19 protein-coding genes are annotated in these 24,037 nt (G+C 55.8%); 11 read left to right on the forward strand and 8 right to left on the reverse strand.

What is annotated here, in order from left to right:
• Window positions 1-88: 88 nt before the first annotated feature.
• A complete protein-coding gene (gene recQ, locus AC07ED_RS15425) occupies window positions 89-2,125 on the forward strand; it encodes a DNA helicase RecQ (RefSeq protein WP_105236043.1) in 2,037 nt (678 codons plus the stop codon).
• 94 nt (window positions 2,126-2,219) lie between these two features.
• Window positions 2,220-2,993, forward strand: a complete 774-nt coding sequence (yaaA, locus tag AC07ED_RS15430) for a peroxide stress protein YaaA (protein WP_105236042.1) — start codon at window positions 2,220-2,222, stop codon at window positions 2,991-2,993.
• On the opposite strand, the gene AC07ED_RS15435 is transcribed toward yaaA, so the two are convergent.
• Complete coding sequence (locus AC07ED_RS15435) at window positions 2,994-4,169, reverse strand: acetyl-CoA C-acyltransferase family protein (RefSeq protein ID WP_105236041.1); 1,176 nt, start codon at window positions 4,167-4,169, stop codon at window positions 2,994-2,996.
• 173 nt (window positions 4,170-4,342) lie between these two features.
• On the opposite strand from AC07ED_RS15435, the gene selD reads away from it, so the two are divergent.
• Window positions 4,343-6,499 (forward strand): selenide, water dikinase SelD, encoded by a 2,157-nt coding sequence (selD, locus tag AC07ED_RS15440; protein ID WP_105236040.1) that lies wholly within the window; start codon window positions 4,343-4,345, stop codon window positions 6,497-6,499.
• Here the strand turns inward: selD and mnmH are convergent.
• The 4 genes from mnmH to AC07ED_RS15460 form a co-directional block, all read right to left on the reverse strand.
• A complete protein-coding gene (gene mnmH / locus AC07ED_RS15445) occupies window positions 6,486-7,505 on the reverse strand; it encodes a tRNA 2-selenouridine(34) synthase MnmH (protein ID WP_478242404.1) in 1,020 nt (339 codons plus the stop codon). The genes selD and mnmH overlap by 14 nt on opposite strands.
• Before the next feature lie 43 nt (window positions 7,506-7,548).
• Window positions 7,549-8,262, reverse strand: a complete 714-nt coding sequence (locus tag AC07ED_RS15450) for a metallophosphoesterase family protein (RefSeq protein ID WP_105236421.1) — start codon at window positions 8,260-8,262, stop codon at window positions 7,549-7,551.
• 111 nt (window positions 8,263-8,373) lie between these two features.
• Window positions 8,374-9,969 carry a phosphoglycerate dehydrogenase gene (gene serA, locus AC07ED_RS15455; RefSeq protein WP_105236038.1) on the reverse strand — a complete coding sequence of 532 codons (1,596 nt, stop codon included), beginning with the start codon at window positions 9,967-9,969 and terminating at the stop codon, window positions 8,374-8,376.
• A gap of 74 nt (window positions 9,970-10,043) precedes the next feature.
• Complete coding sequence (locus AC07ED_RS15460; RefSeq protein ID WP_105236037.1) at window positions 10,044-11,189, reverse strand: phosphoserine transaminase; 1,146 nt, start codon at window positions 11,187-11,189, stop codon at window positions 10,044-10,046.
• A gap of 223 nt (window positions 11,190-11,412) precedes the next feature.
• On the opposite strand from AC07ED_RS15460, the gene serB reads away from it, so the two are divergent.
• From serB to rlmN, 4 genes are all read left to right on the forward strand, one after another.
• Window positions 11,413-12,288 (forward strand): phosphoserine phosphatase SerB, encoded by an 876-nt coding sequence (gene serB / locus AC07ED_RS15465; protein ID WP_105236036.1) that lies wholly within the window; start codon window positions 11,413-11,415, stop codon window positions 12,286-12,288.
• Complete coding sequence (locus AC07ED_RS15470; RefSeq protein WP_105236035.1) at window positions 12,289-13,050, forward strand: TSUP family transporter; 762 nt, start codon at window positions 12,289-12,291, stop codon at window positions 13,048-13,050.
• Window positions 13,051-13,224: 174 nt separating this feature from the next.
• Window positions 13,225-13,752 carry an invasion associated locus B family protein gene (locus AC07ED_RS15475; RefSeq protein WP_067547363.1) on the forward strand — a complete coding sequence of 176 codons (528 nt, stop codon included), beginning with the start codon at window positions 13,225-13,227 and terminating at the stop codon, window positions 13,750-13,752.
• A 104-nt stretch (window positions 13,753-13,856) separates the two neighbouring features.
• Window positions 13,857-15,038, forward strand: coding sequence for a dual-specificity RNA methyltransferase RlmN (gene rlmN, locus AC07ED_RS15480; RefSeq protein ID WP_105236034.1), 1,182 nt, complete (start codon window positions 13,857-13,859; stop codon window positions 15,036-15,038).
• Window positions 15,039-15,054: 16 nt separating this feature from the next.
• Here rlmN and AC07ED_RS15485 read toward each other — a convergent pair whose 3' ends face one another.
• Window positions 15,055-15,903 (reverse strand): LOG family protein, encoded by an 849-nt coding sequence (locus tag AC07ED_RS15485; protein ID WP_105236033.1) that lies wholly within the window; start codon window positions 15,901-15,903, stop codon window positions 15,055-15,057.
• 86 nt (window positions 15,904-15,989) lie between these two features.
• Here AC07ED_RS15485 and dapD point away from each other — a divergent pair, with 86 nt between their 5' ends.
• Together dapD and AC07ED_RS15495 are read left to right on the forward strand one after the other, a co-directional pair.
• On the forward strand, window positions 15,990-16,817 hold the full coding sequence (gene dapD / locus AC07ED_RS15490) for a 2,3,4,5-tetrahydropyridine-2,6-dicarboxylate N-succinyltransferase (RefSeq protein WP_105236032.1): 828 nt from the start codon (window positions 15,990-15,992) through the stop codon (window positions 16,815-16,817).
• 379 nt (window positions 16,818-17,196) lie between these two features.
• Window positions 17,197-17,532: a hypothetical protein gene (locus AC07ED_RS15495; RefSeq protein ID WP_105236419.1), complete on the forward strand. Its 336-nt coding sequence runs from the start codon at window positions 17,197-17,199 to the stop codon at window positions 17,530-17,532.
• Between the two features lies 1 nt (window position 17,533).
• Here AC07ED_RS15495 and AC07ED_RS15500 read toward each other — a convergent pair whose 3' ends face one another.
• Window positions 17,534-18,613 (reverse strand): Hint domain-containing protein, encoded by a 1,080-nt coding sequence (locus tag AC07ED_RS15500; protein WP_105236031.1) that lies wholly within the window; start codon window positions 18,611-18,613, stop codon window positions 17,534-17,536.
• Window positions 18,610-20,193, reverse strand: coding sequence for a Hint domain-containing protein (locus AC07ED_RS15505; protein WP_105236030.1), 1,584 nt, complete (start codon window positions 20,191-20,193; stop codon window positions 18,610-18,612). The genes AC07ED_RS15500 and AC07ED_RS15505 overlap by 4 nt, the downstream gene beginning before the upstream one ends.
• Before the next feature lie 277 nt (window positions 20,194-20,470).
• Here AC07ED_RS15505 and dapE point away from each other — a divergent pair, with 277 nt between their 5' ends.
• Both dapE and rnr read left to right on the forward strand, forming a co-directional pair.
• Window positions 20,471-21,619 (forward strand): succinyl-diaminopimelate desuccinylase, encoded by a 1,149-nt coding sequence (gene dapE, locus AC07ED_RS15510; RefSeq protein ID WP_105236029.1) that lies wholly within the window; start codon window positions 20,471-20,473, stop codon window positions 21,617-21,619.
• Window positions 21,620-21,714: 95 nt separating this feature from the next.
• On the forward strand, window positions 21,715-23,973 hold the full coding sequence (gene rnr, locus AC07ED_RS15515) for a ribonuclease R (protein ID WP_105236028.1): 2,259 nt from the start codon (window positions 21,715-21,717) through the stop codon (window positions 23,971-23,973).
• Window positions 23,974-24,037: the final 64 nt, after the last annotated feature.

Consider the following 24,037-nt stretch of genomic DNA (forward strand, 5'->3'; position numbering starts at 1 on the left):
GATATTTCAAGCACAAAGGCAGGGCGGGGTTGCTCTGACCAGGGGCTTGTGATTCTTTAGGCAAAACGAGCAGCCAGAAATTGATCTTATGACCGCAGCCACGCTTTTGCGCGACGTATTCGGATTCGACGGGTTCCGTCCGGGTCAAGAAGAGATTGTTGAGGCGGTGTCTCTGGGGCAAAACACGCTTGCCATTATGCCGACAGGCGGCGGTAAGTCGTTGTGCTTCCAACTTCCAGCCTTGGTGCGCGAGGGTGTAACCGTCGTTATTTCGCCACTTATTGCCTTGATGCGTGATCAGGTGCGAGGGCTACGTGAAGCTGGGGTTGAGGCTGGCGCGCTGACCTCTGGCAATACTCAAGAAGAAACCGATGCCGTTTGGCAGGCGCTGGAAGAGGGGCGTCTCAAGCTCTTGTATATGGCGCCAGAGCGGTTGGCCGCGGGCGGTGTACCGCAAATGTTGCGTCGCATTGGCGTGAGCATGATTGCGGTCGATGAAGCGCATTGTGTCAGCCAGTGGGGCCACGATTTTCGCCCAGACTATTTACGGATTGGCGAATTGCGGCGGGCGTTGGACGTGCCACTTGCGGCTTTTACCGCGACGGCTGACGCGGAGACTCAAGCGGAAATCGTTGAAAAGCTGTTTGATGGCGTTCCCCCCGTTACGTTCCTGCGTGGATTTGATCGTCCGAATATCCACCTCGCCTTTGCCGTGAAGGATCAGCCGCGCCAGCAGATATTGTCGTTCGCGGCGGCGCGAAAAGGGCAGTCTGGGATTGTCTATTGCGGCACGCGAGCCAAAACGGAAACCATCGCTCAAGCGTTGCGAGAGGCGGGACATGCCGCCTGTCATTATCACGGCGGGATGGAGGCGGAAGACCGTCGCGTTGTTGAGGGGCGCTTCCAACAAGAAGACGGACTGATCGTGGTTGCGACGGTCGCTTTTGGTATGGGTATCGACAAGCCAGACATCCGTTGGGTTGCCCATGCAGACCTGCCGAAATCGATTGAGTCTTACTACCAAGAGATCGGTCGCGCAGGTCGTGACGGAGCACCGGCTGAGACACTCACGCTCTTTGGACCCGATGACATTCGTTACCGTCGTCAGCAAATCGATGAGGGTCTTGCGCCGCCGGAACGTCGTATGGCTGATCACGCGCGTCTCAATGCGCTTTTGGGATTGTGCGAGGCGCTTGAATGCCGTCGCAAAACCCTGCTCGGCTATTTTGGCGAAGAGGCGACGGCCTGCGGTCATTGCGATCTTTGCGACAAGCCTGCCGATGTGTTCGATGGAACAACGCCTGTGCGGATGGCGCTGTCTGCGGCTTTGCGGACAGGGGAAAGCTATGGATCCGGGCATCTGATCGAGATCTTGTTGGGCTCTGATCTGGATAAGATCAAACAGCGCGGACACGATCAGTTGCCGACCTATGGTGTCGGCAAAGAATATAGTCGCCGTGAATGGCAGGCGATTTTTCGGCAGATGATGGGGCATGATTTGTTGCGTCCTGATCCTGAACGGCATGGTGGTTTGCGCATGACCGAAAAAGCGCGACCCATTCTACGTGGTGAGGATACGATCCAGCTGCGGCGCGATACGATTAAGGCCGCGAAGACTGGCAATAAGATCAAAATGCTGGTGAGCGAGGACGACGCGCCGCTGTTGTCCGCACTCAAGGCGAAACGCCGTGCACTGGCGGAGGCGGCGGGTGTGCCTGCGTATATCATCTACAACGACAGCACTCTGATCGAAATGGCGCAGAAGCGCCCGATGAGCTTAGACGAGATGGCAAAGATCAGCGGTGTAGGAGCAAAGAAACTGCAGAGCTACGGTGATGCGTTTCTTTCGGTGATTGCAGGTGAGGTGGCACAACTTCACCCCGCGCGTCGCAAGATGGCGGGGCGCAGTGAAGGTTCGGTTTATGATCGACTACTCGAAGTTCAGGCCGACCTCAGTCGAGGCGAAGATGGCACTGGTAAACCGATGACCTGCTCAGCTTCTCTGTTGGCGAAAGTCGCGCAAATGCGCCCTCGGGATATGGCGACGATGGAGCGTGTGCTCGGCGCGAAATATGCCGAACGGTTCGGGGATGCATTCTTGGGCGTTTTGTCAGAAGCATCCTGATAATCATGTGCATTTGAGCAGGGGATTAACTGCGTTTGGCCCTTTAGTTTTGAGAGGTGAGTGCTAGGTTCCCCTTTGCAAGAAGGAGCCATAAATGCTGATCGTCGTTTCCCCCGCAAAATCTTTGGATATGTCACCTGCTTCGGCCGAAATGACCGACCTGATGTTCCCTGATGATGCGATGCGATTGGCCAAGGCTGCGCGGAACCTCACACTTTCGGACCTGAAAGGTCTGATGTCGATTTCGGATAATCTAGCGAAATTGAACCGCGATCGGTTCAAGGCTTATAGCGCCGATCCAGAGCCCGAGAATGTAAAACCAGCGGTTTTTGCGTTCGATGGGGACACCTACAAAGGGTTGGAAGCAAAAACCCTTGATCCAGACGCACTGCGTTGGGCACAGGACCACTTGCGGATACTTTCGGGGATGTATGGGTTGCTGCGTCCGTTGGATGGCATGCAGCCTTATCGGTTAGAGATGGGGAGCAAGCTCAAGACCCGTCGCGGCAAGGATTTGTATGACTATTGGGGCACACAAATTTCCAAGCGCCTAAACGCTGAGGCGGAGGCCATTGGGACGGATATCTTAGTCAATTGTGCCTCACAGGAATATTTCCATGCGGCGGACAATAAGGCCCTAAAGCTGCGCGTTGTGACGCCACAGTTCTATGAGGTCAAAGGCGGCAAGCCAAAGATCGTGAGCTTTTTCGCTAAACGGGCGCGGGGTGCAATGGCGCGGTATATCATCGAAAACCGCATCACTGAAGTGGAGGACCTCAAGGGTTTCCACACGGGTGGATATGCCTTTGATCCAGATATGTCGCAGGATAACACCTTGGTGTTCTCCCGCGACTATCCTGAGGAATGATCAGAGGCGCTCAATCACTAGTGCGATGCCTTGGCCACCACCGATACACATGGTGATGAGGCCATAGCGGCCGCCGATACGGTCGAGTTCAAACATCGTTTTGACGGTCAGGATGGCACCCGTCGCGCCGACAGGATGGCCAAGTGCAATAGCGCCGCCATTCGGGTTCACCTTGGCCGCATCAAAGCCAAGCTCACGAGAAACCGCGATAGCTTGCGCCGCGAAGGCCTCGTTCGATTCAATCACGTCGAAGTCGCCGATTGAAAGGCCAGTGCGTTCACACAAGGAGCGAACGGCTGGGATCGGGCCAATACCCATGACCTCTGGCGCGACGCCAGAATGGGCGTAGCCTGCGATGCGGAATTTCGGCGTGAGGCCTGCTTTTTCTGCCGCATCAGCGCGCGCAAGAATAACTGCCGCAGCCCCATCGTTAATGCCACTTGCGTTGCCAGCGGTGACAGAGCCGTCTTTTTGGAACACTGGGCGTAGGCCAGCGAGGGCTTCTACGGTGGTCGGTTTGGCGTGTTCATCGCGGGTAAAGGCGACCATCTCGCGTTTTACCTTCACCTCAACGGGCACGATTTGGCTGTCGAAATACCCTGCCTCCATCGCGGCCAATGCGCGGCGTTGGCTTTCTGCGGCAAAGGAGTCTTGGTCCTCGCGGCTGATGTTATAATCCCGCGCAACGTTTTCAGCGGTGACGCCCATGTGACCTGTGCCGAACGGGCAAGTCAGTGCGCCGACCATCATGTCGAGGCCGCGAATGTCTCCCATTTTTGCACCCCACCGTGCATCGGGGAGGATGTAGGGCGAGCGGCTCATGCAGTCCGCGCCACCAGCCAATGCGAAATCCGCATCGCCGAGCATCAACGACTGCGTGGCCGATACAATCGCCTGAACGCCCGACCCACACAGGCGGTTCACGTTCATGGCGGGAGTTGTCTCAGGAACGCCAGCCTGCATTGCGGCAACCCGTGACAGATACATATCACGCGGTTCGGTGTTGATGATGTGGCCAAAGACCGTCGTGCCGATCTGATCTCCAGTGACGCCCGAACGCTCCAAAGCTGCTTTGGCTGCGATTGCGCCAAGGTCGATTGGAGCCGTGCCTGCGAGGCTACCGCCGAATGTGCCAATTGCGGTCCGTGCGCCGCCTAAAATTACGATATCAGTCATAGAGGTCCTCCCGTTGGACGAAGGTTACTCATGGTCACGTGGGAAAACAGTGAAACGTTCCGTCACTTCGGGAAATCAATGATGGTGGTGCGGTGGGATGTCCGGTTGCCAGTTGAGAGGCCAAATGTCAGTCTCGTTGGATCGGTAATCGAACTGCGAACGAGTCATCCATCATGAACGATCAAATCCCTCTGACCCGCGACCTCGTTTTGATCGGCGGTGGGCATACGCACGCCCTCGTTCTGCGGATGTGGGGAATGAACCCATTGCCTGGCGTTCGTGTGACGGTGATTAACCCTGCGCCCACGGCAACATATTCTGGAATGCTGCCAGGGTTTGTGGCGGGACACTATTCCAAAGATGAACTCGATATTGATCTGATCAAACTGGCACGATTTGCGGGTGCTCGGGTCATCGTGGACAAGGCTATTGGGATTGATTTGCGTAGACGGACCATCAGCCTCAAGGGGCGTGGTCCGATACCATATGACATAGCGTCTATCGATATCGGGATCACATCCGAGATGCCTGATCTGCCGGGATTTGCTGAACATGGTATTCCGGCAAAACCGCTCGATACATTTGCGGCGCGTTGGGATGTCTATCGCAAAGAGGCCAAGAAGCCTCGTGTTGCGGTTTTGGGTGGTGGCGTTGCAGGTGCTGAACTTTCTATGGCGATGGCGCATGCGCTGCGAGGCAAATCGGCCGAGGTTCGTCTGATTGATCGCGGCACAGCGCTGTCCGAATTTAGCGATACGGCTCGGTCTCAACTGCTGAAATCGCTAAAAGAGGCGCGTGTCGAACTGATCGAGAACGCGGATGTCGTTGAGGTGACGGCGGATTCTGTGGTCCTCAAGGATGGCACGCGTATTCCGTCTACTTTTACCAATGGTGCGACAGGCGCACGCCCGCATGGTTGGATCGCTGAGACGGGATTGAACCTTTATCAAGGGTTCATCAGCGTCGGGCCAACCTTGCAGTCGAGCGATAGTCACGTTTTCGCGGCGGGCGATTGTGCCTATCTCACCCATGCGCCACGCCCAAAGGCGGGTGTTTTTGCTGTTCGTGAAGCGCCAGTTCTGTTCCATAACCTTCGGGCCGCTCTGTCGGGTGGAACCTTCAAAGGATATCAACCGCAGAAAGATTACCTCAAGCTCATCTCACTCGGGCAGAAATCCGCTCTGGCCGAAAAGCTCGGAACGGCTGTTCGGGGGCCGCTGTTGTGGTTGTGGAAAAACCGCATCGATACGACGTTCATGGAGAAATTCCATAACTTGCCCGCAATGGCGCGGCCAAAGTTACCTGCACTGGTCGCTGACGGTGTCCGCGCGGTCTTGGGCGATGTCCCGATGTGTGCAGGATGCGGGTCCAAGGTAGGACGAAGTGCATTGCGTGCAGCCCTTGCCGACTTGCCCAGCAGTGACCGCGATGACGTTCGCTATGTGAAAGGTGATGATGCAGCAGTGATTGAGGTCGGCGGTGAGACCCTCGTTATGACCACCGATCATCTCAGAGCCTTTACCCATGATCCCGATCTCATGACGCGCATCGCTGCGACCCATGCGCTGGGCGATATTTGGGCAATGGGGGCTGAACCTCAGGCTGCTACGATGTCTGTGATCTTGCCGCGCATGTCGTCAGAGCTTCAGCAACGCACAATGGTAGAGATTACCTCGGCTGCGGCGGATGTGATGGGGCGGGTAGGTGCGGTCATCGCGGGGGGACATACCTCAGTCGGATCAGAATTCACCATCGGCTTTACCATCACAGGCCGCACGACAGGAGACGTGCGCACGATTGAGGGTGCAAAAGAGGGCGACGTTCTCATCCTCACAAAACCATTGGGTACGGGTGTTCTCTTGGCCGCCGAAATGCGTGGGCTCGCAAAGGGGCGCGATGTATTGGCGGCCTATCAGCGTATGGCTGAACCACAGGCTGTCGCGAGCCGTATCCTAGCGTCCGAAGCGCGAGCGATGACGGATGTCACAGGCTTTGGTCTGGCAGGGCATTTGTCAGGTATTTGCGAAGCATCAGGCGTTGGCGCAGAAATCACCTTGGCGAACCTGCCAGTGCTGCGTGGCGTCGAAGAACTGATCGCCACGGGTGTGAAATCCACGCTTTGGGAGGAAAATCGCGAGGGGGCTGGCGGCGTCTTTGGGGCGCAAGGGCCGCGGTTCGATCTGTTGTTCGATCCGCAAACCTCGGGCGGTTTGCTGGCTGCGGTGCGTGCCGATCTTGCTGACGAAATGGTGCGGAAATTGAAGCTCTGTGGTTATGGCGCTTCGGCTATTGGCCGGATCACCGACACACCAGCAATCAAAGTGATTTGACGATATCTGCCACGCGCTCTGCCAAGTTCGCCTGTCCGATGTCGTCTAGGGTGTCGCTGTGAAGCGAGCCAAGAACGGTCGGTGCATGCACCGATCGGGATTTTGTATAGGACGGATCATAGTGATCGACGATCAAAGCCTTTGCGAGCGCGGTAAAGTCACCGTCCCGTAGCAGGGTTTCCCAGTGATCGACGGTCGCATGGCTGCGATGTTGTCGAAGCGGCTGCAATAGAGCGGTTAAGCGGTCGGTGTCTGCGATGACATCGGCGTAGGCACCCTGTAAATACCGCGCCCGTTCTTCGACAGGGGCTTCGATATCAATACGAGGTGCATCGCACATAGCGGCCCATACTGTCGGCGGCACATTCAAGCGTCCGATTTTGCTGCTTTCGGCTTCGATGACGACTGGGTGGTTTGGGTCCAGTGTCGATAGTTTGCAAGCCAATCGGGACTCAAAGGTTTTCTGATCAGGCTGACCACCCGCAACACCGCCCAACATAGAGCCGCGATGCTGCGCCATCCCCTCGAGGTCGAGTGTCTGGATGCCGTGCGCAGATAAACGGTTCAGAATATCGGTCTTTGCTGTTCCTGTATTCCCATCCAAGAGCACAAAGCGGTGCGGGACTTGGGTCTCATACATGTCGTTGTATACGAAGCGACGGTAGGTCTTGTACCCACCCGCGATGGTATCCGCCCGCCATCCGATCTGTTTGAGGATGATGGCTACGGACCCTGAACGTTGTCCGCCGCGCCAGCAATATACCAACGGCTTCCATCCGCCATCCTTGTCCGAAAGGGCGGTTTCAAGGTGATGCGCCACATTACGGGCAACAATTGCCGCGCCGATTTTGCGGGCTTTGAATGGGCTTTCTTGTTTGTAGATCGTCCCGACGATTGCCCGTTCTTCGTTCGACATCGCGGGCAGACTGATCGCACCTGCAATGTGATCCTCGTCGTATTCGGCAGGGGAGCGCACGTCGATCACGGTGTCAAAACCGTGTGCCATTAGGTCAGTAAGGGACGAAAATTCAACGGGCATTTCAGGTCTTTCAGACCGACGATAGTAGCGGAACGCGCCCCTGATCGGTCAAAGTAAAACAAGTGGTCCCATCAAATACCGCAGGAACGAGCGGACGGCCATAGCCAGCGCCGCCATCGAGATCGACCCGATTGCCAAGATGAGTTGGCGTATCCAGTGCGGTGTGACCGTGAACGATCAGTTTCTCGAATGGACCTTCGTGATCCAGGAAACCAACGCGGATCCAGATCAGGTCGTCCTCAATCTGGTCCTCCATCGCAATGTTGGGGCGAATGCCTGCGTGAACAAAGATCAACGCGTCCGTTTCGAACCAGAGCGGGCGACTTTCCAAGAATGCGAGGTGTTCGGGGGGGACGGCTGCTTGGGCACGTTTGAGTGTGTCGGTGCCGCCAACGTCGACTCCATAAGACCGTAGGGTTTCTGTCCCACCGAGGGCAGGATCGAACCAACCTTTGCCAGACTTAATCTGGGAGTCGTGCTCGGTGCCATCCGCGAGATAACGACAGAACATTCGGTCATGGTTGCCGCGCAGAACTGTCCAGTTCCGACCTTCGGCAATGCCATTCAGCAGTCGCTCGACGACGGCGCGGCTATTGGGACCACGGTCCGTATAATCCCCGAGAAAGACGATATGAGCGTCTGCACCACCATCAATTTCAATAAGGCGAAGTGCGTTTTCGAGTTGGTCGATTTGGCCGTGAATATCGCCAATAGCATAGGTCATTTTTTGTTCCGAAAAGGTCATTCGCTCTACCTATCGCGCAACTTTGTAAAGTCAGGGCATCAAAATGAAAAAGGGGCGGAAAACCGCCCCTTTTTAGGAATGTCGTGTGGATTAGGCCACGTCAAATACCAGCGGTTTAACCTGCTTGAATTTACCTGTTTCAGACAGGGCCTTCAGTGTCTCAGCGTTCAATGCTTCGTCGACGTAGAGAAGCGCGATTGCCTCACCGCCAGCGCCAGCGCGACCAAGGGTAAAGTTCGCGATGTTGACGCCATTGTTGCCAAGCGTCGAACCCAGCGTACCGATGATACCAGGAACGTCTTCGTTGGTGGTGTAGAGCATGTGTTGACCAACTTCGGCGTCCACGTTGATGCCTTTGATCTGGATAAAGCGCGGCTTGCCATCAGAGAACACCGTGCCAGCAACCGAACGCTCGTAACCATCGGTGACAACGGTCACTTTGATGTAGCCTTCGAACGCGCCTGACTGATCCTGAGTGGTGGTCGAGAGTTTGATACCGCGTTCTTTTGCGATCACAGGTGCGGACACCATGTTCACGTCAGGGTTCGCTTTCTTCATGATGCCTGCAATCACGCCGCAATCGAGCGCTTTGAGGTTCATGTCGGAAACGACACCGTCATACATCACGTTGATCGCTTTGATCGGTTCGTCGGTCATCTGACCGATAAAGTTACCGAGGTGACCAGCCAACTTGATCCACGGGCCCATGACTTTTGCTTCTTCGGCGGTCACGGACGGCATATTGAGCGCGTTGGTAACAGCGCCAGTCAGCAGGTAGTCAGATATCTGTTCCGCAACCTGAAGTGCCACGTTTTCCTGAGCTTCCGAAGTAGCTGCGCCCAAGTGCGGGGTGCAGACAACGTTCGGCAGGTTGAACAGCGGGTTTTCTTTCGCAGGCTCGACCGAGAACACGTCGAACGCAGCACCAGCAACATGGCCCGATTTCAGCATGTCAGCGAGAGCTTCCTCGTCAACCAGACCACCGCGAGCACAGTTCACAATGCGAACGCCCGGTTTGGTTTTCGCGAGGTTTTCGCGCGACAGGATGTTACGGGTCGAGTCGGTCAGCGGAACGTGCAGGGTGATGAAGTCAGCACGTGCAAGCAGCTCGTCGAGCTCCAGTTTCTCAACGCCGATTTTCGCAGCGCGTTCTTCGGACAGGAACGGATCGTATGCGACGACCTTCATTTTGAGGCCCTGAGCGCGATCGATCACGATCGAACCAATGTTGCCTGCGCCAATAACGCCAAGTGTTTTGCCGGTCAGCTCAACACCCATGAATTTCGACTTTTCCCATTTGCCAGCATGGGTGGATGCAGACGCTTCGGGGATTTGACGTGCGACAGCGAACATCATCGCGATAGCGTGCTCAGCTGTGGTGATCATGTTGCCGAACGGCGTGTTCATCACGATGATACCTTTTTTCGAGGCAGTCGGGATGTCCACGTTATCGACGCCGATACCAGCGCGAGCGACGACTTTGAGGTTGGTCGCAGCGGCGATGATTTTCTCGGTTACTTTGGTCGCAGAGCGGATCGCGAGACCATCGTAATTGCCGATGATCGCTTCGAGCGCTTCTTTGTCTTTGCCAAGCTGAGGCTGGAAGTCGACTTCAAGACCGCGATCTTTGAAGATCTGAACGGCTGCGGGGGAGAGTTCGTCGGAAATAAGAACTTTGGGGGCCATGATGGGGCTCCTTTGTTTGTGGGCATCTGCCCGAAAATGGGGGGTAAGGGCGCGGTTAATCGCGCCCCGCAAGATTACGCTTGTGCTTCGATTTCGGCTTCGAATGCCCACTCGAGCCACGGAAGCATTGCTTCGATGTCCGAGGTTTCGACGGTTGCACCACACCAGATACGCAGACCAGCAGGCGCGTCACGGTAGGCACCCACATCCAGCGCAACACCCTCTTTCTCGAGGCGTTTTGCTACGGCCTTGGCAAATGCAGCGCCGTCTTGGATGCGGTCGTCGGTGAACTTCAGGCAAACCGAAGTGTTCGAGCGAATGTCGTCGGAAACAGCAAGGTTGGCGATCCAGTCGCGAGTTTCGCAGAAGTCCCAGATGGCCTGAGCGTTGGCGGTCGAACGTGCGATCAGTGCATTCAGGCCACCGAGGTTTTGCGCCCATTTCAGCGCAACAAGGTAGTCCTCAACAGCCAGCATCGACGGCGTGTTGATGGTTTCACCAACAAAGATACCTTCGATCAGCTTGCCGCCTTTGGTCATGCGGAAGATCTTTGGCAGCGGCCATGCAGGAACGTAAGTTTCGAGGCGTTCAACAGCGCGTGGGCTGAGGATCAGGATGCCGTGGGCACCTTCGCCGCCCATAACCTTCTGCCAAGAGAAGGTCACAACGTCGAGTTTGTCCCAAGCGAGGTCCATCGCGAAAGCAGCGGAGGTCGCATCACAAATGGTCAGGCCAGCGCGGTCCGCAGGGATCGCATCGCCAGACGGCAGGCGAACGCCCGAAGTGGTGCCGTTCCAAGTAAAGACAACGTCGTTGTCAAAGTTCACTTTGGTGAAATCGACGATTTCGCCATAAGCAGCTTTGTGAACGTTTGCGTCTAGTTTCAGCTGTTTCACCACGTCGGTGACCCAGCCTTCGCCGAAGGATTCCCAAGCGACCATGTCGACGCCACGAGCGCCGAGCATCGACCACATGGCCATCTCAACAGCGCCAGTATCAGACGCTGGAACAATGCCGATGCGGTAGTCGGCGGGAACGCCGAGAATTTCACGGGTGAGGTCGATTGCCTCTTTCAGCTTCGCTTTGCCAACAGCAGCGCGGTGCGAGCGACCCATCGGGGCGTCGGCGAGCATGTTGAGTTCGAAGGCTGGAATCTTGGCGCAGGGGCCGGAAGAAAAACGCGCATTTGCCGGACGCGTTGCCGGAGTCTCTTTGACCATTTCTGGTACCCTTTCAGATAAGCGCCTCTCGTTGGGGAGAGGTGTCCCGCTGCTGGACATATGCGGCAGTGCAGAAAGCTGCAATGGGGAAAATGACGCTTGATTTCGGCAAAAGGTCGTAATTGGACCATCCGCGACTACTATCGGAAACTTCGGACCTGCTTGGCAGCGGCTTAGGGATATGCGAAACGCTAGCAAAACCAGTCGTAACCGGAGCTGTCCGATGTTCACCGTCACCCTTCTTTGTGCGCCGTCCGAGCGGAAAATCGAAACGCCATTGGTGGAATCGCTCCGTAATGCGTGGGGCGGCGGCGACGCGATCTGGTTGTCGGTTGATGAGGCAGCGGAGTTCGAAGTGCCTGTAGAGCCGTCGAATTTTTGGGATGTTTGGTCCGACCTGCAGTCGAATGGGATCGATTTGGTGATCCAGCCGACCGAAGAACGTCGCAAAAAGATGCTCCTTGCCGATATGGATTCGACGATGATCCGTCAGGAATGCATCGATGAACTGGCCGCCGAAGCTGGCGTAGGTGAACGGGTCGCAGACATCACAAAGCGCGCGATGAATGGCGAGTTGGATTTCAACGGCGCACTGGAAGAGCGTGTTGGCCTTTTGGCAGGGTTGGATGAGGCTGTTATCGGACACGTTCTGAATACCCGCATCACCCATATGCCAGGCGGTTATGAACTGGTGCAGACAATGAAAGCACAGGGTGGTTATGCGGCCTTGGTGTCTGGCGGATTTACCGCGTTCACATCACGCATCGCTGCAGCGTTGGGGTTTGATGAAAACCGTGCGAATACCTTGATTGCCGAAGATGGTAAGCTGACAGGCAAGGTCGGCTATCCAATCCTTGGTCGCGAAGCCAAAGTTCAGGCGCTGGAAGAGATCACAGCGCGTCTGGGTATCTCAGAGGCCGATGTGATTGCCGTTGGTGATGGTGCAAACGACCTCGGTATGCTCGGTCGTGCGGGCACTGGCGTGGCGCTTCACGCGAAGCCAAGTGTGCAGGCAGAGTGCAACGTTCGTATTAACCACGGCGATTTGACCGCACTCCTCTATCTTCAGGGGTATAAACGCAGCGAGTTTGTATCCTAAGTGCTAGAACATTCTGTCGAACTTCTCGTTCTGCTTACCGGCGCTGCGTTTGTGGCGGGCTTTATCGATTCGATTGCGGGCGGTGGTGGATTGATTACCATTCCTGCGCTGCTGATAGCTGGTCTGAACCCGATTACGGCACTCGCAACGAATAAGGTCCAAGGTCTATTTGGCGCAGGTATGGCCGCGATTAACTATGCGCGGGCTGGGCATGTGAACCTGTTGGCCCAAATGCCCTCAGCGTTGATGTCATTTGCAGCATCGATCGCAGGTGCGTTGCTTGCCTCGTTCCTACCAACGGACGTGATCCGTTTGGGCTTGCCCGTTTTGCTGATCGCAGTCGCGCTCTTCTTTGCATTTAAACCCGGTTTGGATGATCTGGATCGAGTGCAACGCATCAGCCCAGCTCTGTTCATGATCGCGTTCGTGCCCGTAATCGGGTTTTATGATGGCCTCCTCGGGCCAGGCACGGGGGCGTTTTTCATGCTCGGTTTCGTCGCCTTGGGTGGCTATGGCGTGCTGAAAGCGACGGCGCATACAAAACTACTGAACTTCGCATCTAACGTGGGCGCGACGCTTGCCTTTGCGTTGGTGGCTAAACCGCTCTGGGTGACGGGGCTATGTATGGGCGCGGGGCAGATGGCGGGGGCTTATCTGGGCTCCAAACTGGCAATGAAAGTCGGCTCGCGCGTTATCAAACCCGTTCTAGTGATCGCCTCTACAGCGATGGCGATTAAGCTGATTTGGGATGCAATGGCCTGAGTTCGGGGTAGTCAGGCGGGAATCCGCACAATTTCGTGCGCCAATAGGACTTTCCCATAGGCCTCTTTTCTTGGTAAAGATACAACATCGAGAGAATAGATCCGCTGGCGGAACGGTGACGGTAGAGCATCGGGCGAGTGGAAGAAGAGGCAAAAACAGCTTGGAGGCTGTCTAATGATTTCTGGAATGATGCGTGCGGCAGTTGTCGCTCTTGCGCTCGGTACGGCTAGTGTTGCTGTCGCGCAGGACTCTGACAATCGCGTAGCCGCCAACACCGACTGGAGCGTCTTCGAGGGCAATGATCCGCGCGAATGCTGGATCGTTTCGGCACCCAAAGAGACAGTGAACACACGCGATGGCAACGTGGTTGCGGTGCGCCGTGGTGATATCCTGCTCTACGTTTTCTTTAAGCCCTCTGCTGGTCTGAATGGCCAAGTGGTGTTCACGGGTGGGTATCCGTTCGCAGGTGAATCAACTGTGAAGATGGAAATCGGTGGACGCGAGTATGATCTCTACGTTCAGGGCGAAAACGCTTGGCCTGCTAATGCCGAAGCCGATGCACAGATTGTTGCGGCGATGCGTGCTGGCTCTGAAGCGGTCCTGACAGCGCGTTCCGCACGCGGCACCGTAACCAAAGATAGCTTCTCGCTTTTGGGTTTCACGGCGTCGCTGGAAGAGGCTCAGCGCCGCTGCGCTGGTTAATTTCGACCCGCTGCACCATTATTTGACTTATATTGGGGCGGAATTCTTTTGAATTCTGCCCCGAATCCTATATGAGCGCCCATCTACCCGCACCCGAGGCTGCTATGACCGCGACTGCTCCGATTACCCAAGACGTCCTGACAATCCCCCGCAAACTGCCGGAGGGAGCCAAAAACCTTGCTGGCATGACCCGCGAACAAATGCGTGAGGCATTGATCGAAGCAGGTACGCCCGAGAAGCAGGCCAAGATGCGCCTCAATCAGGTGTGGCAGTGGGTCTACCACTGGGGTGTGACCGATTTCGACGTCATGACCAACCTGTCCAAAGACTATCGCAAGATGCTCTCTGAGAATTTCGTGATTGAGCGTCCTGAGTTGGTGACAAAGCTCGTGTCCGAGGATGGCACCCGCAAATACCTCGTTCGTATTGCGGGCGGCCACGAGGTCGAGATTGTCTACATTCCTGAGGAAGGCCGCGGAACGCTGTGCGTGTCTTCCCAAGTTGGCTGCACGCTGACCTGTTCGTTCTGCCATACGGGCACGCAGAAATTGGTGCGCAACCTCACGGCCTCTGAGATCGTTGGTCAGATCATGCTGGCGCGCGATGATTTGGATGAATGGCCCGAGCCAGGCACTGGCACTGGTGATGATGGCCCACGTTTGCTGTCTAACATCGTTCTGATGGGCATGGGCGAGCCGCTCTATAATTTCGAAAACGTCCGTGATGCGATGAAGATCACCATGGATGGTGAAGGCATCGCACTGGGCCGTCGCCGCATCACGCTGTCGACCTCTGGTGTTGTTCCCGAAATCGCACGGACTGCCGAGGAAATTGGCTGCCTTCTCGCGGTATCGTTCCACGCAACGACCGATGAAGTGCGCGATAAGCTCGTTCCAGTGAATAAAAAGTGGAACATTGAGACCCTGTTGGACGCACTTCGCGAATATCCGAAGGCGACGAACAGCGAACGGATTACGTTTGAATATGTGATGCTCGACGGTGTGAACGACACGTTCGAGGACGCCCATCGTTTAGTCAAACTGCTCGACGGTATTCCAGCCAAAGTGAACCTGATCCCGTTCAATGAATGGCCGGGTGCGCCGTATAAACGGTCGTCGAACAACCGTATCCACGCGTTTGCGCGGATCCTGATGGAAGCAGGCTACGCGTCACCGATCCGTACGCCGCGCGGTGAGGACATCATGGCCGCCTGTGGTCAGTTGAAATCCGCCACGGAACGGGCTCGTAAATCACGCGCTCAGATCGAAGCAGAAGCGGGGCTCTAAAGCCCCGCACATTCGGTCAACGTCCCGGGATAGACCCGCGCTTTTGACCCACGTTTTCCCAATTTGCGAGCGCGTCCATCGCCTCTTCGGCTGTTTCAACATAGCGGAAGAGCGCCAAGTCTTGATCCGAGATGGTGCCCGCGTCAGCGAGCGCATCCCAGTTTATGATCTTTTCCCAGAATTTCTTACCGAAGAGTAAGAATGGAACTTGCTCCATTCGACCTGTCTGAATCAGGGTCAAGCTCTCGAACATTTCGTCCAAGGTGCCGAAACCGCCTGGGAACACGCACACCGCTTTCGCGCGCATCAGGAAGTGCATCTTCCGTATGGCGAAGTAGTGGAAGTTGAAACACAGTTCTGGCGTCACGTACTGATTTGGTGCTTGTTCGTGCGGCAGGACGATGTTCAATCCGATTGATTTACCGCCTGCCTCAGCCGCGCCACGGTTGCCAGCTTCCATCACGCCCGGACCACCACCAGTGACGATGACGTTCTCATGGCCCCCATTTTTCAACGAAAGCTCGGTCATCATGCGGGCAAAGCGACGTGCTTCATCGTAGTATTTCGATAGATCAGAGAGCGTCTGCGTCCGCGCCGTTTCTTTGTTTTCGGGCGCTGGAATCCGCGCACCACCGAACAGAACGATCGTTGATTCGATCTGAGCTTCGTCCATCGCCAACTCTGTTTTCAGGAGTTCGAGTTGCAGGCGGACAGGGCGGAGATCTTCGCGACACATGAAATCGGTGTCTGAAAACGCCAGTTTGTAGGTCGGCGACCGCGTTTGCGGAGTGTCAGGGATGTGTTTGGCGGCCTGACGGTCTTCTCCTGAGTGGCGAAGGGGGTGGCGTCGGTTGTCGTCTCTCATCGGTCGTGCCTTTTATTGCTCTTTGGGGGCGAAACGGTCTATAGCCCCACGGAAGGTTCAAACCACATCTAACACCGAGAGGCCACATGTCGAACGTCCAGCTCGAAGCTGCCATCGAAGCCGCGTGGGAAGCCCGCGATACGATCACCCCTGCGACCACGGGCGAAACCCGTGAAGCGATTGAAGATACGTTAAACGCGCTTGATCGCGGTGCGCTGCGTGTTGCCGAACGTCAGGATGACGGCAAATGGCATGTAAACCAGTGGGCGAAAAAGGCCGTGCTCTTGGGTTTCCGTATCAAGGATATGGAGCTTCAGTCTGGTGGTCCGCAGGGTCACAGCTGGTGGGACAAGGTCGACAGCAAGTTCAAAGGTTGGGGCGCTGAAGACTTCCAAGCGGCTGGCTTCCGTGCTGTTCCGAACGCAGTTGTTCGTAAGTCTGCGTACATTGCAAAAGGCGTCGTTCTGATGCCATCCTTCGTGAACCTCGGTGCACACGTAGGTGAAGGCACTATGGTTGACACATGGGCGACTGTTGGGTCGTGCGCACAAATCGGTAAACACGTTCACCTGTCGGGTGGCGTAGGTATCGGTGGCGTTCTTGAACCCATGCAGGCTGGCCCGACCATCATCGAAGATAATTGCTTTATCGGTGCGCGTTCGGAAGTCGTCGAAGGCTGTATCATCCGTGAAGGTTCGGTTCTGGGCATGGGCGTTTACATCGGCCAATCGACCAAAATCGTTGATCGTGAAACGGGTGAAGTTTTCTACGGCGAAGTGCCGCCGTATTCGGTCGTCGTCTCGGGTTCGATGCCGTCTAAGAACGGTATCAACTTGTACTGCGCTGTGATTGTGAAACGTGTGGACGAACGCACACGTTCGAAAACAGGCATCAACGAACTCCTGCGCGATTAATTATCTTTCGCATATTGAGTTTAGGGCGCGTCCATTTTGGGCGCGCCTTTGCTTTTGTCGCGGCCATAAAAAAGCCCCGCGAGCGGTAGCTTGCGGGGCAAAGTCGTGACGTGGGCGTGACGGAGAGTCACCCGCGTCTCTGAAAGACTGAAGCGACACCACATGCGAATGAAGTGTCTCGACACACGCATTAGGGGCTAAATAGGTGAACAGGTCTATTCACCTAAGGGTTATTTTCGGGGATCATTTGAGTAGGTTTTGCCGATTTTCGCGGTGCAAAAGTATAATGCGGTTTGCGGCGCCACTTGAAAATCATCGCGTTCGCAGTCAAACGATCTCAACCGTTAATCATGCGCCGAACAAGGCAAGGGGGGCCGAAATGGTCAAAAAAGACACCAAACAACAGGTCTACACCCTTTTGGTTCAGGTCGGTCGCAAAGAGGGTGACGGTCTGCCAGATGGCAGCACTGGCGCCGCGCTGATGTGCTATTCCAGCGGTGTTGATGAATCTGAAGCCGTCCGCGAAACGGTTGCGATCCTAAAGCAGGCCGACCTCAATCCGCTGGACGTGACGGGTTATGGCACCTTGGATGAACGTCTTGCCGAAGGTCACGATATCGACGAAGACGAACAGGAACTGATGCAGCGCGCGCTTGAAGAAAACAGCGTGATCGTCGCGCAGATGACCCCGTTCTTTGACGAGAACGACGCCTGATCTAGCGGTTCGGGATCAATACAGCTTCGAAATTTCTGAGATGCTGCAGGTCAATTGATGGGCCTGTCGGTAGCAATTCCTGTGGCACGTCGCGCAGGATGCCGTGCTGACGCATTGCAGCGTTTTGGCGGAATGGTGCAGGGTCGAGGCTGGTCAGACGAACACCTGTAAGTTCGAGGACGTCATGGCGGTCGAGCATGACATGGTAATACGTCACAAGATCGCTCTGACTGGTGGCCAGAACCTCGCGTCCGTCTGTCAGGTGGCCAACTTCAGTCAGCACATATTCTGTCAAGAACAGGTATTCGATTTTTGATCCGCCGAGTTCGACATGCTGGCGTGGACCGATGATTAAATCGGTTCTCGCTCCGTAATAGGGTGCGCGAATAATATGTGGTGTGAACATACCGCGGGCAGGCAGCGTTTGCGTGGCGATTGATCGGATCTGAGCCGTTTCTCCATCTGCAGTGACAACCGTTGCCCCTGGTTTCAGTGTTTCAAAACGGACGTGGCCGTTGGGTGTTTCGATGATCGATTGGCCCGAGAGGGTCGCGGGCGGCCCGACAGGTTCGATGCTATCGGCAATCGCAACGAATGTAGTTGCCGCGTCCAGCTGGGTTGCTTGGGGATGTATGCAAATGCGGTCCGCATCCCGAAAACACAGCGGGATCGGGGCAAAGAGATCACAGCAATAGAACTCATTGGTCGAGGTTAGGACAGCCAACAGACCCTTGCGGGCTGGTGCGTCCCATGTGAACCAGATTGCGGCGGTGCCTTTGTGGGTATGTAGGTCGGTTTTCAACGCAAAATCTGCGGTGACCTGTCCCTGCGCCATCAGCAACCGCAAGGTCCCATCGGGGTCCAGCGTCAGCCTTAGGGCGCTGTGCCAAGGTGTATTCGCCGCAAACCGCAACATATTCCGCCTGACCTTGTCGGGGTCGTGGATGGTTTCGATAAGCAGCGTGCCCTTGGCGATCGGGGCATCGGCTGAAACCCGTCTCCCCTTGGTTCGATCACCGATTAACCCACTGGGGTGAAACCGCTGGGTACCGTTGTGATCGCGCAGGCCGATCCAACTCATGCAGCGGCCTCTGCAAGGAGGCGAGCCTCATACGATTTTAGCGAAAGTCGCGCGGCAGGGCCGTGTTTCATTCCAGTCTCTGGCGTCAATTCTGGGAACAGCGTGCAAATTTCTTCGAGCACTTCTGGGTCGAATTGATTTGTTGCCTGCGGGCCGGGGTGGAAACTCTCTGTCGGAAGCCCTTCGGAATAGACGACTTGATGGCGGTCAAACAGGATGTGGTGGTAGGTGACCGTTCCGCCTTCAACGTGGCGAATGGTTGATCCGTTCACCAAATCGCGCGCTTTGACTAACACCTCTTCTTCGCCAAAGAGCAGTGCGGCCAGCGGGTCCCGCATGAGAACACGGTGCTGCGGTGATACCATTAACGCGTCGTGCTCACCGATTGCATTCGCTTCGATCAGGACGGGTGCCATTTTCCCTGTGGCTTCGACTTCGCGATTGCCGATCCAGCGTAAAGGCTGCGGGCCTTCGTCCATGGTGAGGACCATGTCACCAATGGAAAGGTCTTCGACCGGCACCATACCCCGCGTTGTGGAAATCAACGTGCCAGAGACAAAACAGGGAATAACGTCAAGGTTGACTATACCCGTCGAAGTTCCGACGACAGTCGAACCGTCCAAGGCGTCAACTTGGTAGGTAAAGTTGACTGCTTCCCCGTCGCTATCGGCAACAACCGTGATTGTGCCGTTAGCGTTTAAAGTGATCGTTTGGCCTGTTGTCAGTGTGAGTGTGCTGCCTGCCGTAACCGGAACACCGTTGATTTCTGTGATCTGAAGGGTGCCTGAGGTGGCGTTCGTATCGTTGCCAAGCAGGTCAAACGTTTTGGTTCCGTTGGCATACATCGACACATCATCAGTCACGGCGATGAGGGTCGTTTGACCTGAATCCGCAGCGATCAGGATGTTTGAGTCGTAGCTGCTGTCACCAACGTCCGCGATCCCGATCTTAATCGTGTTCAAGATGTTGGGATCGACGGGAATGTTCAGAGTCATGGTGACGGTAAAGCCATCCATTTCCGTATTGTATTGGTCTTGGGTGTTGTCGACGTAAAGGTTGGAACCCGTCGGTCCACCTACGTTGTTCACAGAGGTCGTGCCGTCCCCGATCGATAGGGGAACGTGGACACCATTGACCCATACGCCCACGGCGTCGTTGAACGATGACGTGGTGTATTCTGGAAATTCTTCGGACGCGAAAACAAAGCTCAGCGTTAGTGTGTCGCCTGTCGGGATAAAGCTTACATCTAGCCAAGCCGCATCGTAGGTCGAACCGCCGCTAATCGCGTTGAAGTCGGCGTCATTGTTGACGCCAGACGTGTTCGTTGTGGTGCTGGTGGATGTGTTCGATTGCCATCGGTTCGACGTGGTAAAGCTGGAGGCTTGACCCGTAGACAGGATGACACCCGTGTCTGACGGCGCGACACCGCCAGTGAGATCACCGTTTGTGTAGATCGCAGATGACCTGTTGTCGCCCGTGTAGGAGGCGGACACCACTGTGACGCCATCGCCGAAAATTGTTTCGGCCATCTGCATGGCGCTCGCACCGGTGTTGTAACCGATTTCGACTCCACTAACCATTTTTGCCTCAGCTCTCTGCCAAGGTCAGCGCATGCTTCAAGACGGACACAAAATCCGAACTCTATAAATGTGGCTTTACTGCTCGCCACTGACCATCTTGGGGTCTGCCCTGCCTCGGGTCTCTATTTTGCGACAACCATAACCTGTGCAAAGATTTTTTGTTAACACTTTTGTATAGGTAAATTTACCCATGTGGCATTTTTGTGTTCCAGTCGCCACATTCGCCTGATTGCATCGCCTTTGGGGCTTGGGTAGGGCTGGTGCAAAGGAGACGCTCATGACTGCACCTATCGATCCCGTTGATCTTACCGCTCAACTTGTCCGCTGTCCCTCTGTGACGCCCGCCGAAGGTGGCGCTTTGGTGCTGCTCGAAGAGCTATTGAGTGCATCTGGATTTGACTGCACGCGCGTGGACCGTGGCGGAATTTCGAACCTATACGCGCGATGGGGCCGTAAAGGGGCGAACCGCACGTTCGGGTTCAATGGTCATACGGATGTCGTACCATTGGGTAATCGGGACGACTGGACCGTTGATCCTTTTGGCGCAGAGATCAAAGACGGGTTCATGTATGGTCGCGGTACGACGGATATGAAGTCTGGCGTTGCGGCATTCGTGGCTGCGGCTATTGATTTTGTGAAACAAACGCCGCCCGATGGCGCGATTGCGATCGCCATCACAGGTGACGAAGAGGGTGATGCCGATGATGGCACGGTCGCTCTTTTGGATTGGATGGATCAGCAGGGTGAATCCATGTCGGTCTGTCTGGTTGGTGAGCCGACCTGCCCGAACGAAATGGGCGAAATGATGAAGATTGGGCGCCGCGGATCGCTGACGGCATGGTTCACTGTGACAGGCGTTCAAGGTCACTCGGCCTATCCGCATCGCGCGAACAATCCTATCCCTGCGCTGGCGCGGCTGGTTGACCGTATGTCGTCGCATGAGTTGGACAGTGGCACCGATCACTTTGATCCATCGACGCTGGCTTTCGTCACAGTCGACACGGGCAACCCCGCGACGAACGTGATCCCTGCGCAGACCCGCGCTGCGGTAAACATTCGCTACAACGACCTTCATACCGGTGAAAGCCTGACCGCTTGGATGCAGGGCGAAGCCGATAAGATCGCCGTAGAGTTCGGCGTCAAAGTCGATATGCGCGTGAAGATCTCGGGCGAAAGCTTTGTCACGCCTCCGGGTGAGTTGTCGGATCTGGTGTCAAAATCGGTTCAGGCTGTGACGGGCAAAACACCCGAGCTATCGACTTCGGGTGGCACGTCGGATGCGCGGTTTGTCAAAAATCACTGTCCCGTGGTCGAGTTCGGCCTTGTCGGGAAAACAATGCATCAGGTGGATGAACGTGTCGCGGTTGACCAGATCGGTCAGTTGAAATCCATCTACACCCGAATTCTGAACGATTATTTCGGCTGATCCCTGACTTTCGCAAGACGTTAGATCGGGACCAGAGTAAGGTTTCATCAAAGAAGGCGGGTGCGCTGTGCCCCGTCTGGTGTTAGGGCTGTCGCATGACACGTATTCCTTCAAAAGAGGAAATCCTCGAATGGATTTCCACGAACCCGACCCTCACAGCTAAGCGCGATATCGCTAAGGCCTTTGGCATCAAAGGCTCTGCGCGGATCGATCTCAAACGCCTCTTGCGAGAGTTGGAAAATGAAGGTGCGCTGACCAAGCGTCGGTCGTCGTATCGCGACGCTGAAAAACTACCGCCCGTTGCGGTGCTCCAAGTGATCGACCCTGATCACAACGGTGACCTGTGGGCGCGTCCGCTTGAGTGGCGTGGTGATGGTGCGATGCCGCGCATCCTCATGATCCAGCGCGATACGGATCCCGCTTTGGCACCTGGCGACCGAATTTTGGGTCGGATGACCGAGGTTAAAGGCGAGGACTACGATTACACTGCGCGCATGATCCGTCGGGTTGGGACAAACCCGTTGCGGATTGTCGGTGTATTTCGGCAGAGCCACGAGGGTGGCCGTATAGTCCCCATCGATAAAAAAGCCGACAAACAATGGATCGTTCCAGAGGGCGCGACCGCAGGGGCCAAGGACGGCGAATTGGTCGAAGCAGAGCAGAGCGGCCCAAAAGGGCGGCTTGGCCTGCCAAAAGCGCGCATTATTGACCGACTGGGTGACCCATCAGCACCCAAAGCGGTCAGTCTAATTGCGATCCACCAACACGGCATTCCCGACGCATTTCCTGACGATGTGATCGCGGAAGCGGACAGCGTTAAGCCAGCGGAACTCAAGGACCGCACCGATCTGCGTCATCTGCCGCTTGTCACTATTGACCCAGCCGATGCTCGCGACAGGGATGACGCGGTCCTAGCAATTCCAGATAGTGATCCCGACAACGAAGGCGGTTTCTATCTCTGGGTCGCGATTGCCGACGTCGCTTATTACGTGCGCCCGAACTCCGCCTTGGATCGTGAGGCGCGTAAGCGCGGAAACTCGTCTTATTTCCCTGATCGTGTTGTCCCGATGCTGCCTGACCGTCTGTCGGGTGATCTATGTTCGCTGCATGAAGCCGTTGATCGCGCTTGTATGGCCGTCGAGATGCGGATCGATGCTGAGGGACGAAAGATCAGCCATAGGTTCGTGCGCGGATTGATGCGGTCGGCGGCCTCTTTGGCCTATGAAGAGGCACAAGCCGCCATCGACGGCATGCCGAATGAGAGAACAGGTCCGCTCCTCGAGCCCGTTTTGAAGCCTCTCTACGCCGCCTATGAAGCGTTGAAGAAGGCGCGTGCGGTGCGTCAGCCTCTCGAATTGGACCTGCCTGAACGTCAGATCGTGTTGAATGACGCGGGCGAGGTCACGTCGATCGCGTTCAAAGAACGGTTCGATGCGCACAAATTGATCGAAGAATTCATGGTGCTGGCGAACGTTGCCGCCGCTGAAGAACTGATCAAACACCGCACGCCGTTGTTATTCCGCGTGCACGAAGAACCAAGCCCCGAAAAGCTGGACAGCCTACGTGAGGTCGCACAAGCAAGCGGTCTGGTGCTGGCCAAAGGTCAGGTTTTGCAGACCCGCCACCTCAACCAACTGCTCCGTCAGGCTGAAGGTACGCCGCAGGATGAGTTGATTAACATGTCGACCCTGCGGTCGATGACGCAGGCCTATTACGGGCCGAATAACTTTGGTCACTTTGGCTTGGCACTGCGCAACTATGCGCATTTCACCTCGCCGATCCGTCGATATTCCGACCTCATCGTGCACCGTGCTCTGATCAAGACGCATAAATGGGGCAATGATGGTCTCAGCGATTGGGACATCGAAATGCTCGAAGCGACGGGGCAGCAAATCAGCGATACCGAACGCCGTTCGATGATCGCTGAGCGCGATACGACTGACCGTTATCTCGCCGCGTTTATGAAAGACCGCGTTGGGACGGAGCTACCTGGCCGTATCAGTGGCATTCAAAAGTTTGGCGTTTTCGTGAAATTAGATGAAACTGGCGCAGACGTTCTGGTGCCTGTGCGTTCACTCGGGAGCGAATTTTTCCACTATGATGCCGAAGCCCAACAGCTCTTTGGGTCGCAGTCGGGCATGGTCATCGGCCTTGGCCAACGGGTCACTCTGAAATTGACCGAAGCCGCGCCGATTTCCGGTGGTCTTGTCGGCGAAATTATCTCGATCGATGACTTCATCATGCCGAAGGGCCCAATGCGCGGTGGCCGTGGCCGACCTGTTCGACGCAAAGCGAACGCTGCCAAGAAGAAAGCCGATAAGGTGCGCCGTAAGGTGAAACGAACGCGTAAGTAGATCGGCGTAATCTCGCAGGTCTCTGAGGCTTTTGTTGTAAGTTTTCAGGAGTGATCTACCTTGA

The organism is Aestuarium zhoushanense (assembly GCF_056431045.1).